Consider the following 14,731-nt stretch of genomic DNA (forward strand, 5'->3'; position numbering starts at 1 on the left):
TTTTACCAACTGTTCCTTTATAAGATTTATATTTTTTCATACGTACAAGACATTTTAAACCTAACTCTTTCATAATTCGTTGCACTTTTTTATGATTCACTATTTGATTACGATTGGCTAACTCATCACGAATACGACGATATCCATAACGACCTTCGTGTTCATCATAAATCGCTTTAATTTCTACTTTTAAATCGGCATCTGGATCGATTCTATCCATTTGTTTTACATAAAAATAATAGGTGCTTCGAGGGATATCCGCTAACTTTACTAATTCTTTCACTTGAAACTCATGCCTTAATTCATAGACTACTTGTGCCTTGTCTTGTTTGGTGATTTTTCCTTGTTTTGAACTAAGGCATTCAACTTTTTTAAATACGCATTTTCCATACGTAAGCGTTCTAATTCAGCTTGTAACGCTTCAACTGAACCTTCTGCCGGAATCTTTTTAGTATCATGTTTTGTGTTTTTATTTTTCATGGATGGGCGCCCCTTTTTCTTTGGTTCAAGGGCATCTAAGCCACCTACTTCAAATTGCTTCTTCCATTGATAAACCGTTGTAAAAGAAGGAATCATGAAGATAGCCGCTGTATCCATTAACGATATACCCGATTGAGCCATAAAATTTAGTACGTCTAGTTTAAACTCTGCGGTGTAATTTGTATAGACCTCGTGTAAACCTTCTTCTCCATGGAGTTCGTATAAGCGTAACCAGTATTGAAATTGTGCCTTTGTAATATGCATCTGTTTTGCATATTCTGCTTGAGAAATTATTTTCGGATTAAATCCTTGAACGAGCGTTAACTTTAAATCCTTCGTAAATTTTGTCATACAAAAAACTGCACCTCCAATTGTTAGACTGTGTCTAACAATTGGGGTGCAGTTCATTTCGTTGGCTTTTTCATATGCAACGGCTCCTTTTTCTTTTGCCAATTGCTGAAATGATTTTTTCGATTTCACAATCCATGCTTTCGTTCCAATTGGAATGCGATCAAACAAATATTCCACATCGTTTTTCTTCATTCTTATACACCCTTGTGAAATATACTTTCCAATTGAACTCGGTTGGTTTGTTCCATGTATTCCATATTTACTTCCATCAGTTCCTCTTGCATTAAATCCAATCCACCTTGACCCAAGTGGATTTTTTGGCGACCCACCTGGAATATCCTTCGCAATATAATACGGATCCTTCGCTTTCATTACAACATCAAAAGTTCCTTCTGGAGTTAATTCATTCGTTTTCCCTGTCGCTACTGGAAAAACCTTTTGAATCTTCCCATCGTCAATGTAAGCTAATTTATTCGTTGCTTTATTTACAATAATAAAAGGATCTCCGGCACGTGGATTATCCCCAAGAGGCCAAATCGGCGATAAAGAAAGACATAATATGATAGAGAGAAGATACGGCATAGATAATTCCTACCTTCTATATAAGTTCTTTTATATTATCCTTTCCCTTAAAGCGACTTTTAATGAGTAAATATTGTTCCATTTCATACACAAGTTGAACAAGTTTCGCACGTATCTCAAATTCTTCGCGTGTAGCTGGTAATGGCATGTCTCTAAATAATCCCCTCATTTCTTGAAGCTGCCTTAAGGAAATAACGCCAGTACTCTCAGGGCTAATAGCATTACCAATGTTTTCAACAACATCTGCAATCATATCAGCTTGTTCATATGTCCATGATAAAGAAGCTGCTAGTGGTATCATTCGCTCTAAAATTTCGAATTGTTGCATACGCATATTAAAATAACGATAGTAATAATCATCTTCTCGCATAAATGCATTCTCAAGTTTTTTAAACGATAAATCTCTTGCTTCATTTAACATATTCTCGGTTTCAATGAGTTCTGCTCCACTCCAACTACTTTCTCGATTTCGTAAATACACAACCATTTCAAACAAAATCGTTTTAAAATTGCTCTCTATTTTATCCTGATACTCTTTTAGCTTATTTTCACTACTCGGCATATACATATTTACTAATAACGCCACGCTAATCCCTATCGTTAATATAGCAATTTCATTTCCAACTATAAGCCATGTAATTTGCTTCAATGAATATAGATGCATAACAATAACTGAACTCGTGACAATGCCTTCTTGAATTTTAAGCATTACTGCAGTCGGAATAAATGTAAGTAACAATATGCTAATTGCAAGTGGTGTATAGCCAATCGTTTCAAAAATACAAAACGCGAATACCATTGATAATACACAAGCTAGAAAACGATGTAACGACACTTGAAGCGATTTGCGCTTCGTATTTTGTACACATAAAATAACTAAAATACCTGCTGAACTATAAAATTCCAACCCTAATAACTGAGCAATAAAAACTGCCGCGCCTGTCCCTATTGCTGTTTTCACTGTACGGTATCCAATTTTAAACATATCATTACTCCTATATGTATAAACGTATTTACAGCTAGTATAAAAAAAGGATGACACAATGTCATCCTTTTCTACTTATTATTCACATAACCTTTTCATATTACAATATTTTTTGTAAAAATTGTTGCGCACGTTCACTTTTCGGCGCTGCAAAAAATTCTTCTGGCGCACTATCTTCTACAAGCTTTCCTCCGTCCAAGAAAAGAACACGATCTGCCACTTCTTTTGCAAAGCCCATTTCATGTGTAACGATAGCCATCGTCATTCCTGTCGTAACTAACGATTTCATAACTTCTAACACTTCTTTCACCATCTCTGGATCTAGCGCCGATGTCGGTTCATCAAATAACATAACTTCGGGTTCCATTGCTAACGCTCTTGCAATTGCTACACGTTGCTTTTGTCCTCCCGAAAGACGATTTGGATACGTATCTTTTTTATCTACTAGTCCAACCTTTTCTAAAAGTTTCTCAGCTTTCTTTTCAGCTTCTTGCTTCGTTACCCCTTTTACATTGGTAGGAGCATACGTAATATTTTCTAATACAGTCATATGAGGAAATAAGTGAAAATGTTGAAATACCATACCGACATTTTCACGAACATGCATAACATTCGTTTTCGGATTCGTTACTTCTTCCGTTCCAATCCAAATGTGACCATCCGTTGGTGCTTCTAACATATTCATACAACGTAAAAATGTTGATTTTCCTGATCCAGAAGGTCCTATAATTGCAACTACTTCCCCTTTTTCAATCGTTGTTGTAATTCCTTTTAATACTTCGTTTTTACCAAATGATTTATGAAGGTTTTCAATTTTAATCACTTTTCTTCATTCTCCCTTCAATTGCCTTCCCGACTAATGTAAGAATAATGACTAACATATAATAAATCAGTCCAACAAAAAGTAATGGTTCAAGATATTTAAATGTCTCACCGCCTACGATGTAAGCACGACGCATTAAATCAGTCGCGCCTATTACTGTTACTACAGCCGATTCTTTCGTAAGTGTCGCGAATTCGTTCACAAGCGCTGGTAATATATTTTTTAATGCTTGAGGGAAAATAATATTTCTCATCATTTTTCCGTATGGTACCCCTAAAGCCATTGCTGCTTCTGTTTGTCCTTTATCCACCGCTTGAATACCAGCACGAATTACTTCTGACATGTATGCACCTGAATTCAAGCTAAATGCAAGTACAGCAGCTAAGAATGCTGGTATTTCATAACCAATTATTTGCGGGACACCGAAATAAATAATCATTAATTGCAATACAAGGGGTGTACCACGAAAAATTGATGTATAAAAATCTGCTGCTATATTTAATGCTCGTATTCTAGCAATTTTACAAAGTGCTAATAGCGTTCCTAAAATAAATCCTGCTAAAGCTGATACTGCTACAATTTTCAAAGTAACTTCTAAACCTTTTAGTATATATGGTATCGAAGGCGTAATCGCCGAAAAATCTAAGTTCATTCTTTTCATTCCCCTCACAGAAAAGTGAAAGGCAGCTTATTTTCCGCTGCCAAACCATTTCTTCACTAATTTATCCATTTCTCCATTTTCTTGCATTTTTTTAATTACTTTATTAAATTCAGCTGTTTTATCACTGTTTTTCGGAAGGGCAATTGCTGCTCCAACTTCTTCTGGCGCTTCTTTAATTTCAATTCCTTGTAAATCTTTCATTTTCTCTAAATAATTTTTAGCAACTGTGTCTTCTATAATTGCAGCGTCAAAACGACCAGCTTTAATTTCTTGTACGATTTCTGGTATACGGTCACGTCCCTCAACTTGGAAATCTACTTGTTTTTTAAATTCTGCTGCTTTCTCTTCTTGAATAGACCCTGTTTGTACTCCTACTTTTTTCCCTTTTAAATCCTCTACAGATTTAATGTTAGAATCCTTTTTAGAAACGACCATATTTTTCGCAACAAAATAAATATCTGTAAAATCAACATTATTTTTACGCTCTGCAGTTGGCGTCATGCCTGCCATTACGAAATCAACTTTTCCTGAACTAAGAGATGCTAATAAACCACCAAAATCCATATCTTTCACTTTCACTTCATACCCAAGTTCTTTTCCGATATATTTAGCAACATCAACATCAAAACCAATAATTTCATCGCTCTTTGACGCATCTACATATTCATAAGGTTTATAATCTGCTGAAGTTCCCATTACGAGTACTTTTTTATTTCCTTTTGTTTCTTTCGATTCCCCATTACTACAAGCGCTGAATATACTTACAATTAAAATAAGTGCAAACGATATTGATACTAACTTCTTCATCTTTCTTCCCCCTAATAATGTATATTTAAAAGTTTAATAGAATATTTATTCGATGTTTGTATTGTATCAGCACTTTTATTTTTATGCAATATATAAAATAAAAATAAATAACAAAACAATATAAATGCTATTTTTTATGTATAAAATGATGCATAAAATAACACAACTATGCATATTCCATAAATTTTAATAATAAATAAAAAAGGCGGCACATCCACTTGATTGTGGACGTGCCGCCTTTTCTCTTATTTTTTATAGTTCTTCACAATTCTCTTCAAAATATGATTGTAGTTTCGCAATAACTTGCATCGGTTCATGACCTTCAATTTCATGACGCTCTACCATCGTTACAATTTTTCCATCTTTTAATAAAGCAAATGATGGAGAAGAAGGTGGGTACCCTTCGAAATATTCACGCGCTCTTGCTGTCGCTTCTTTATCTTGACCTGCAAACACCGTTACAAGGTGGTTAGGACGTTTATCATAATGTACGGAATGCGCAGCAGCAGGACGAGCAATACCACCTGCACAACCACATACAGAGTTTACCATTACAAGTGTTGTTCCATTTCTTTTAAACGCTTCTTCTACCGCTTCTGGCGTCGTCAATTCTGTATATCCAGCAGAGACAATCTCTTCACGCGCTTGGCGGACAACATCATTCATAAAAAAGTTAAAATTAATCACTCTTTTCCCTCCTCTAAAACTACCTATTTGTATCTTACCAGTTAATGTTTATGAAATACAAGTAAGTTTACTTGTATTTAAGTATAGAAAAGGTGTTAGAGCTCTTGCTCTAACACCTTTTCTTTAATGACCACGATGTTTTTGCTTTGCTTTTTGTACTTTCATTAAACGTCTTCTTTCTTTTTCAGCTTCTCGCTTCTCTTTAGACTGCACTTTCTTTTCTTGTTTATGCAATTCATAAGATAAGCTAATCGCCTCTTGCGCCTTAGTAAAACGTTTAATATTTATTTCTTTTGCTGCTTGTCGTATGATACGCTTTATGTTTTTAGGACGCTGTTTTTCTTTAACTTCTACACCACATTTTGCAAAGTGCTGAAAATGCTCTAAAAGTGAACCATTCACAAACATAAGCACTTCTTCATCTGACGGTTCCGCCCCAAAAATATACCTCGCCCCATACAATTTCCCTTGTTCTTTACATGTAATGATTCCAACAAAAAATTGGCCATCGTGATATACTGTCAAATCCATTGACAGCCCCTCCTTTAAAAGATTAGAAATACAGGACATCCCGGAGGGGAAGGTTACTGACATGAAATCATGCGTCTGGACTACCAACCAGAACTGTGTTTTTGTATTTCTTTCACTATGATTATATCTTTTTTTCCATAATCTTCATATATTCAGCAATCATTTTTTTATGCGATCCTACAATATAGTCAGGTAGTTCTGTTACTGAAAAGAATTTAAGCTGAACTGCTTCTTCTTTATTCATAACAAAATCCCCTTCGTATTCATCTGTATAATAGGCGGTTGTTACAGATTGAAATTCATCACCGTTTGCTAATTTTGTAAAGTAGTTCGCTCCAGAAAATACATTGATTAGTCGCAAGTTCTTCACTTTTATTCCTGTCTCTTCATATACTTCACGATAAGCTGTTTCTTCTGGTGATTCACTAAGCTCCATTAGCCCGCCAGGTAGCCCCCATTTTCCGTACGGCTCTGTCCGCTGCTGCAATAAAACATATCCATTTTCATTTATAACGAGTACAACAGCACCAACTAAAATTAAAGGGCGATGACCAACTATTTTTCGTAATTCTTCTACATATCCCACCGTATCGCCTCCTTTTTCGTTGTCCACACTATTGTATCATATGTTCGAAACGACAAAATGCGTATATTTTTCATTTTTTTAACAAAATATTTATTTTATGTGATTCATCTACTGTAGCTAACATAATAGATTCCACTTCTGTACTCTCCTCTAGAAATTCTCGCGCCCAAGCTTCTGTTTTTCCTAATAATGCAAGAACATCTTTCTGTATCCTCCCATCCTTTACTAATACAAAAGAAACTGGAGATTTTTTTCCCGTCACTTTAAGATCAAGCCGCGAAACTGCTTCATATTCTGGATACCGAAATATAGAAACGACACCGTTTGCTTCCCATAATGCTAATTTAATCGTTTGAATATCGCTCACATTTCGCATACGAAGTTCCGAAAACAAATATTCCACGGTAATTCTCGCCTTTTTCAAATTGCTAAAATCAATGGAACCATTATGTATAAGAATGATAGGTGCTGGCTCTAAAAAACGTCTCCATCTATCCCATTTCAGCATTAAAACTGAGCTTATAATATGAAGTACAACGAGTATGAACGTTGTAATCATCGAGCCCAGTAACCCTACTTTTTCATCAGACAATGCGTTAGAAATATTCCCACCAAGCAATAACACTAATACAACATCTAAAAAACGAAGTTGTGCGATAGACCTTTGTCCCATCGCTTTCGCAACTAATATTAAAAATATGTATGCTATAATAGCCCGAATAACCCATTCACTACTAGAAAGATGCCGTGCTCCTTCAAAAATATGCATATGCATCACTTTGCACTCCTTACCCGTCTCAAACTGCTAACCTGTTTTAGTTTGCAACGTTTATGAGCATATATGTAAAAAAGCTGGTTCGTTTAAAAACGAACCAGCTTTTTTTACTTAACTGAAAACATATATTTTTTATACGTTTTCCGTACCGATAGTATGAGCCCCATCATAATCATATTCGAGAATAAGGAACTTCCCCCATACGATAAGAAAGGTAATGCAATACCTTTTACAGGCATTAATCCAACGATCATACCGATGTTTTGGAATATTTGAACTGTTAATATACCGATCGATCCAGCGCATAATAATGTACCAAATAAATTATCAGCGGAATAACCAATAATAATTGTTCGATATAGTAGTAATAGGAACAAGAAGACAACTAAGGCTGCTACGATAAATCCACCTTCTTCGGCAATTGTAGCGAAAATAAAGTCAGTATGCTTCTCTGGGATATAGACGCTTCCTCCCCCAAACCCTTTACCTTCCATTCCTCCACTACCTACAGCTAAAATCGATTGTTGCGTTTGATAACCTTGATCTGCATTTTCAAATGGATTTAACCAACCTACAATACGCGACTGTTGGTGAGGTTTTAGTAAAGTAACTAAATTATTATAGAAAAAATCTTGATACTTAAAGAAAATAAATATTAAAGCAGATAATATGGTCAACGGAATAACTGTACATAATGCTATCAATTTCTTTTGAATACCTGACATAAATAAAATACACGCAATAGCAGCAGCATATAAGAACACCATACCTGTATCAGGTTGACTATATACAACCGCCATAGGTGGAAGTGACACTAGCATAATTTTACCTACTAGCTTTAAATCTGTTTGGAATGTCCTTGCCATATACTGTGCATTATGTTTTACTGCTATACTCGCTACTACAAGTAGCAATGCAATTTTGAAAAACTCAGACGGCTGAATTTGTCCAAATACTGGGAAAACAAACCATCTTTTTGCACCTAATTTTTCAGGTGTAAAACCTGATGGTGGTAATACTTTCAAAAGAATAAGTGAAGCAAACCCAACAATATAAAGCGGCCAAGATAATTTTTGTAACTGATCTAAATCAATGCTTGCAACAAGAAGTAACAATACAACCCCAATTATGTAGTTAACACCTTGTTTCATAGCAAAGTTTGCAGCTCCATACTGTCCCGTTTGCTGACTGCTATATATAGCAGCTATACTCGTCACACATAGTGCACACAAAATTAAAATTAATTTTACATCTAAACTTTTTAGAAACTCGGTACTTCTTTTCATGACATCCTCCTGAAACATTGTTACGGCAAAAATAAAAAACCAGGAGTCAACATTCTTCATGTTTTGACGACTGATTACACATTATCTATAAAACACTTATATAGAATAACTCTCTTTTTCATACAATACAATATATTATACTACAGTTTCATCAGTAAGATTTGCCAAAAAAATTATTCTTTTCTTATTTTATATCCATATACCATATATCAGCAATGTATTTTCGTAAATTCCTAATACATAATCGTTTATTGTAAGATTACTGGGAAAGATATTTATACATATAGTAGGATGTAGATGAAGAAATAAGATAATAAAAAGCTCGCTTATGCGAGCTTTTTATTAATATACAGATGTATTATTTTCTGACATGTTTTCTAAAATTTCTTTAACACGCCCTAAGAACTTACCACAAATTAAACCATCAAGTACTCGGTGATCAAGTGATAAACATAAGTTAACCATGTCACGAGCACCGAACATACCATTATCCATAATTACTGGGCGCTTTACAATTGATTCAACTTGTAAAATAGCCGCTTGTGGGTAATTAATAATACCCATAGATTGAACAGAACCGAATGATCCTGTGTTATTAATTGTAAATGTTCCACCTTGCATTTCGTCTGCTTTTAACGATTTCGTACGTACTTTTCCTGCAAGTTCTGTAATTTCACGAGCGATACCTTTAATTGTTTTCTCGTCCGCTTGCTTAATTACTGGTACAAATAGTTCTTCCTCTGTTGCAACAGCGATAGAAAGGTTAATATCTTTCTTCTGAACAATTTTATCGCCAGCCCACATTGAATTAATTTGAGGATACTCTTTTAACGCTTGTGCTACTGCTTTTACGAAGAAAGCAAAGAACGTTAAGTTAAAGCCTTCACGCTTCTTAAAGTCACCTTTAATTGAGTTACGGTATGACACAAGGTTTGTCACATCTACTTCAATCATCATCCAAGCATGCGGTGCTTCATGTTTACTACGTAACATGTTTGCTGCGATTGCTTTACGCACACCTGTTACTGGAATTTCGATATCTCCAGGCATTGTAGGTACAGAAACTGGTTTCGCAGCTTCTACTTTTTGCGCTACTGGTGCTGCTTTTGGTGCTTCTGGGCGAGCTTCTACTACTGCCGCTACAGCTTCCTCTTTCTTCGCTGCACCTGCTTGCGGAATATTTCCAGATTCCACTAGCTTTAAAATATCTTTACGAGTGATACGGCCGTTTGCTCCCGTACCTTCTACTAGATCTAAATCAACGTTATGCTCACCCGCAAGTTTTAACACAGCTGGTGAAAAACGTGGTTTTCCATCAGTTGGTTGTTTTACTTTCGGTGCTTTTTCAGACGTAGCTACTTCTGCCTTTGGTTCTTCTTTCGTTTTTTCTTCAACAGCTGTTGCTGCTACTTCATCTGCGCCTTCTACTTGAATCACACAAACTACTTCACCTACAGCTAACGTATCACCTTCACCAGCGATTAACTCTTTTACAATCCCCGTGAAAGAAGATGGTACTTCAGCATTTACTTTATCAGTCATTACTTCTGCAAGCGGATCATACTTGTTTACGTGATCGCCAACATTAACGAGCCATTTACTAATTGTGCCCTCTGTAACGCTCTCCCCGAGCTGAGGCATTGTAATATTTTCTACAGCCATGTATAGTCCCCCCGATTAAAATTCCGCAAGTTCACGCATTGCTTTTTCAACTTTATCTGGATTTACCATAAAGAATTTTTCCATTGTTGGTGCATATGGCATTGCTGGAACGTCTGGACCTGCAAGACGTGCGATTGGCGCATCTAAATCAAATAGACAGTTTTCAGCAATAATTGCTGCCACTTCACTCATAATGCTTCCTTCTTTATTGTCTTCTGTTACAAGAAGAACTTTACCTGTTTTAGAAGCTGCTTCAATGATTGCTTCTTTATCTAATGGATATACAGTACGTAAATCAAGAATGTGTGCAGAGATGCCATCTTGTGCTAACTTTTCAGCCGCTTGAAGAGCAAAATGAACACATAATCCGTACGTGATAACTGTAATATCATCACCTTCACGTTTTACATCTGCTTTTCCGATTGGTAATACGTAGTCATCCTCCGGCACTTCACCTTTAATTAAACGATATGCACGTTTATGTTCGAAGAATAATACTGGATCTTCATCACGAATGGCTGCTTTTAATAAGCCTTTTGCATCATATGGTGTAGAAGGGATAACGATTTTTAAACCTGGTTGGTTTGCAAACATCGCTTCTACAGATTGTGAATGATACAATGCACCGTGAACACCCCCGCCAAATGGTGCACGAATTGTAACTGGACAAGTCCAATCATTATTAGAACGATAACGAATTTTTGCTGCCTCAGAAACAATTTGGTTTACTGCTGGCATGATGAAATCAGCAAACTGCATTTCAGCGATTGGACGCATACCATACATTGCCGCACCAATTGCTACCCCAGCAATTGCAGATTCTGCAAGCGGTGCATCAAGCGCACGATCTTCACCAAATTGATCATACAAACCGTGTGTCGCTTTAAACACGCCACCTTTTTTACCAACATCTTCTCCTAAAACGAATACTTTCTCATCGCGTTCCATTTCTTCGCGCATTGCTAATGTAATAGCATCAATATAAGACATTACAGCCATGAAACGTTCCCCCCTATTCTGCGTATACGTGCTTCAATGCATCTTCAGGTGCTGCATACGGAGCATTTTCTGCATATTCTGTTGCTTCATTTACGATATGCATAATTTCGTCTAACATTTGTTTTTCCGATTCCTCAGTTAATACACCAGCTTCTTTTAAATAAGCCGCGAATGTTATAATTGAATCTTTTTTCTTTGCTTCTTCTACTTCTTCTTTATCACGATAAACACGATCATCATCGTCACTAGAATGTGCTGTTAAACGATATGATACTGTTTCAATTAAAGTTGGGCCTTCACCACGGCGACCGCGATCTGCTGCTTCTTTTACAGCTTTATATACTGCAAGCGGATCGTTTCCGTCTATTGTATATCCAGGCATACCGTAACCAATCGCACGATCTGATACGTTTTTACATGCTAATTGTTTTTCAACTGGAATAGAGATTGCATATTTGTTATTTTCACACATAAAAATAACAGGTAGTTTGTGTACACCAGCAAAGTTTGCCCCTTCATGGAAGTCACCTTGGTTTGAAGAACCTTCTCCAAATGTAACGAACGTTACTAAATCTTTCTTCTCCATTTTTCCAGCTAATGCAATACCAACTGCATGTGGTACTTGCGTTGTTACTGGAGATGAACCTGTAACAATACGATTTTTCTTTTGACCGAAGTGACCAGGCATTTGACGACCACCAGAGTTTGGATCTCCAGCTTTCGCGAAAGCAGACAACATAAGCTCTTTAGCTGTCATACCAAATGCTAGTACAACACCCATATCACGGTAGTATGGTAATGCATAATCTTTCTCTCTATCAAGAGCGAACGCCGCTCCAACTTGTGCAGCCTCTTGTCCTTGACAAGAAATTACGAATGGAATTTTACCAGCACGGTTTAATAACCACATACGTTCGTCGATTTTACGTGCAAGTAACATCGTACGGAACATTTCTAATACTTGCTCATCACTTAAGCCAAGCTCTTCATGGCGCTTTTCTTTTACTTCTGCCATTTTTCATAACCTCCTAAATCCACATTTTTATGCGTGTAACGCTCTTCCATCTACAGCAAGTGCTGCTTCACCAATCGCCTCAGATAATGATGGATGCGGATGAATTGTATGTGCTACTTCCCAAGGTGTTGCATCAAGTACTCTTGCAAGACCAGCTTCAGAAATCATATCTGTTACATGTGGTCCAATCATATGAACACCAAGAATGTCATTTGTCTCTTCATCAACTACAAGTTTTACGAAACCATCTGATTCTCCGTATACAAGTGCTTTTCCGATTGCGCGGAATGAGAACTTACCTACTTTTAACTTATAGCCTTTTTCTTTTGCTTCTTGTTCTGTTAAACCGACAGAAGCAACTTCTGGACTGCTATATACGCATTTTGATACCATAGAGTAATCAATTGGTGTAACTTCTTTCCCTGCAATATGTTCTACTGCAGCAATTCCTTCATGAGAAGCAACGTGAGCAAGTTGCAGGCCACCGATTACATCTCCAATTGCGTAAATATGCGATTCTTTCGTTTGATAAAACTCATTTGTTTGAATGTATCCTTTTTCCACAACGATATCTGTATTCTCTAAGCCAATATTTTGCGTATTCGCTTGTCTTCCTACAGATACAAGCATTTTTTCTGCTTTAAATTCTTTATTTTCACCGTTGTGTTCAGCTTGGATTGTTACTCCATTATCTTTTACCAATGTTTCTGGTAATACTTTTGCACCAGTTACCACTTTAATACCTTTTTTCTTGAATAGACGTTGCATTTCTTTTGAAACGTCTTGATCTTCTAGTGGTAATATCGTTTTCGCATACTCTAATACTGTAACTTCTACACCGAAGTCAGCAAGCATAGATGCCCACTCAATACCGATTACACCGCCACCAACGATAATAATCGAACTAGGAAGCGTTTCCATTTTTAGGGCATGATCCGAAGACATTACGTATTCTCCATCTAATTCTAAACCTGGTAATGAATTTGGACGAGAACCTGTTGCAACAAGTACATTTTTTGGAATTAACATTTCATTCTCTTCTCCACTTGCAAGTTCAACTGAAATTGTCCCTGGCATCGGAGAGAAAATAGATGGGCCAAGAATACGGCCAATACCTTCAAACACATCAATTTTACCTTGTTTCATTAAATGTTGAACGCCTTTATGAAGCTGCGTTACTATCTTCTCTTTACGCTCTTGTACTTTCGCAAAGTTTAGTTCTACATTGCTTGCAATAACTCCGAACTCTTCGCTTTTTTTAGCAGTTGCATATACTTCCGCACTACGTAAAAGAGCTTTACTAGGAATACATCCTTTGTGTAAACAAGTACCACCAAGATTTTCTTTTTCGACTAGTGCAGTTTTTAACCCTAGTTGTGATGCACGAATTGCAGCAACATATCCACCAGTACCGCCGCCAACGATGACTAAATCATATTCTTTTGCCATTATCTCAACCCCTAGCTACCGTTTCTTTTTCACGTACAACGTATTCTTTTGGAGCTTCTTCTTCACGTAATACACGAAGTGCTCCTTCTGCTAACGCTTCTAACTCATCTTCGCCTGGATGTACGATAACATCTGCAATCCAGTCCACTCGCTCTTTTATTTCATCGACAAGAATTTTACTGTATGCCAGTCCACCAGTTAATACGATTGCATCGATTTTCCCGTGAAGTACAGCGCTAGCTCCGCCAATCTCTTTTGCAACTTGATATGCCATTGCTTTATAAATAAGAGTTGCTTCAGGATCACCTTTTTCAACCATTTGCTCTACTTTAATCGCATCATTTGTACCGATTAAACTTACAAGTCCACCTTGTCCGACAAGTTTTTTAATCATTTCATCACGGTAATACTCACCAGAGAAACACATTTCTACTAGTTGCCCTACTGGTACTGTACCAGCGCGCTCTGGACTAAATGGTCCTTCTCCGTTTAAACCGTTATTCACATCGATTACTCTTCCTTTTTTATGAGCACCAACTGTAATACCGCCACCCATATGTGTAACTAATAAATTTAAATCCTCGTATTTGTGATTTAACTGTTCAGCTACTTTACGAGCAACTGCTTTTTGATTTAATGCATGGAAGATACTTTTGCGTTCCATACCAGCAATGCCACTTATACGAGCAACCGGCTCCATCTCATCTACAACGACAGGATCTACAATGAATGCAGGAATGTTTAATCCAGAAGCAATTTCATATGCTAAAATGCCTCCAAGGTTTGAAGCGTGATGACCGCTAAAGCCATTTTTCAAATCTTCTAACATCGCATCGTTTACTGTATACGTACCGCCTTCGATTGGACGAAGTAATCCACCACGCCCACAAACAGCGTTTAATTTTGAAATGTTAATACCATGAGAATGTAGAACTTCTAAAATCGTTTCTTTTCGAAACTCATATTGGTCGATAATTCTCTTATATTTTCCAATCTGTTCTACGTCATGACGAATCGTTTCTTCTAGAACGGGTCTTTCATTATCAAAAACA

At 36.7% G+C, this 14,731-nt stretch carries 14 protein-coding genes and 2 pseudogenes; all 16 read right to left on the reverse strand.

The window, feature by feature from the left end:
* Window positions 1-831, reverse strand: a pseudogene (locus MR107_RS26520) (IS3-like element ISBce18 family transposase); the annotation flags it as partial.
* A 60-nt stretch (window positions 832-891) separates the two neighbouring features.
* Window positions 892-1,413: pseudogene (locus MR107_RS26525) on the reverse strand (L,D-transpeptidase); the annotation flags it as partial.
* A 16-nt stretch (window positions 1,414-1,429) separates the two neighbouring features.
* Window positions 1,430-2,398 carry an aromatic acid exporter family protein gene (locus MR107_RS26530; protein ID WP_000472673.1) on the reverse strand — a complete coding sequence of 323 codons (969 nt, stop codon included), beginning with the start codon at window positions 2,396-2,398 and terminating at the stop codon, window positions 1,430-1,432.
* A 100-nt stretch (window positions 2,399-2,498) separates the two neighbouring features.
* Window positions 2,499-3,221 carry an amino acid ABC transporter ATP-binding protein gene (locus MR107_RS26535; protein WP_000590206.1) on the reverse strand — a complete coding sequence of 241 codons (723 nt, stop codon included), beginning with the start codon at window positions 3,219-3,221 and terminating at the stop codon, window positions 2,499-2,501.
* Window positions 3,214-3,873, reverse strand: coding sequence for an amino acid ABC transporter permease (locus tag MR107_RS26540; RefSeq protein ID WP_001046916.1), 660 nt, complete (start codon window positions 3,871-3,873; stop codon window positions 3,214-3,216). Before MR107_RS26540 ends, MR107_RS26535 begins: the two co-directional genes overlap by 8 nt.
* A gap of 36 nt (window positions 3,874-3,909) precedes the next feature.
* A complete protein-coding gene (locus tag MR107_RS26545; RefSeq protein WP_000737673.1) occupies window positions 3,910-4,689 on the reverse strand; it encodes a transporter substrate-binding domain-containing protein in 780 nt (259 codons plus the stop codon).
* A 252-nt stretch (window positions 4,690-4,941) separates the two neighbouring features.
* Window positions 4,942-5,355 carry a BrxA/BrxB family bacilliredoxin gene (locus MR107_RS26550; RefSeq protein WP_001979317.1) on the reverse strand — a complete coding sequence of 138 codons (414 nt, stop codon included), beginning with the start codon at window positions 5,353-5,355 and terminating at the stop codon, window positions 4,942-4,944.
* Between the two features lie 144 nt (window positions 5,356-5,499).
* Window positions 5,500-5,907, reverse strand: coding sequence for a YjdF family protein (locus tag MR107_RS26555; RefSeq protein ID WP_000366599.1), 408 nt, complete (start codon window positions 5,905-5,907; stop codon window positions 5,500-5,502).
* 121 nt (window positions 5,908-6,028) lie between these two features.
* Window positions 6,029-6,493 carry an NUDIX hydrolase gene (locus MR107_RS26560; protein WP_000542551.1) on the reverse strand — a complete coding sequence of 155 codons (465 nt, stop codon included), beginning with the start codon at window positions 6,491-6,493 and terminating at the stop codon, window positions 6,029-6,031.
* Window positions 6,494-6,563: 70 nt separating this feature from the next.
* Window positions 6,564-7,268, reverse strand: a complete 705-nt coding sequence (locus MR107_RS26565; RefSeq protein WP_144560673.1) for a DUF421 domain-containing protein — start codon at window positions 7,266-7,268, stop codon at window positions 6,564-6,566.
* A 107-nt stretch (window positions 7,269-7,375) separates the two neighbouring features.
* Window positions 7,376-8,554 carry an FtsW/RodA/SpoVE family cell cycle protein gene (locus tag MR107_RS26570; RefSeq protein WP_242292909.1) on the reverse strand — a complete coding sequence of 393 codons (1,179 nt, stop codon included), beginning with the start codon at window positions 8,552-8,554 and terminating at the stop codon, window positions 7,376-7,378.
* A gap of 342 nt (window positions 8,555-8,896) precedes the next feature.
* Window positions 8,897-10,216: a dihydrolipoamide acetyltransferase family protein gene (locus MR107_RS26575; protein ID WP_000257660.1), complete on the reverse strand. Its 1,320-nt coding sequence runs from the start codon at window positions 10,214-10,216 to the stop codon at window positions 8,897-8,899.
* A gap of 15 nt (window positions 10,217-10,231) precedes the next feature.
* The gene (gene bfmBAB, locus MR107_RS26580; RefSeq protein ID WP_000290071.1) at window positions 10,232-11,215 is read right to left on the reverse strand and encodes a 3-methyl-2-oxobutanoate dehydrogenase subunit beta; all 984 of its coding nucleotides are present in this window, start codon (window positions 11,213-11,215) and stop codon (window positions 10,232-10,234) included.
* A gap of 13 nt (window positions 11,216-11,228) precedes the next feature.
* The gene (gene bfmBAA / locus MR107_RS26585; RefSeq protein WP_000852551.1) at window positions 11,229-12,230 is read right to left on the reverse strand and encodes a 3-methyl-2-oxobutanoate dehydrogenase subunit alpha; all 1,002 of its coding nucleotides are present in this window, start codon (window positions 12,228-12,230) and stop codon (window positions 11,229-11,231) included.
* Window positions 12,231-12,257: 27 nt separating this feature from the next.
* Window positions 12,258-13,679 (reverse strand): dihydrolipoyl dehydrogenase, encoded by a 1,422-nt coding sequence (gene lpdA, locus MR107_RS26590; protein WP_001051295.1) that lies wholly within the window; start codon window positions 13,677-13,679, stop codon window positions 12,258-12,260.
* 4 nt (window positions 13,680-13,683) lie between these two features.
* The coding region (gene buk, locus MR107_RS26595; protein ID WP_242292910.1) for a butyrate kinase at window positions 13,684-14,731 on the reverse strand (1,048 nt) is incomplete at its 5' end.

It is taken from the genome of Bacillus cereus group sp. BfR-BA-01441, assembly GCF_022663075.1.
In the GTDB taxonomy this organism is placed as follows: domain Bacteria; phylum Bacillota; class Bacilli; order Bacillales; family Bacillaceae_G; genus Bacillus_A; species Bacillus_A cereus.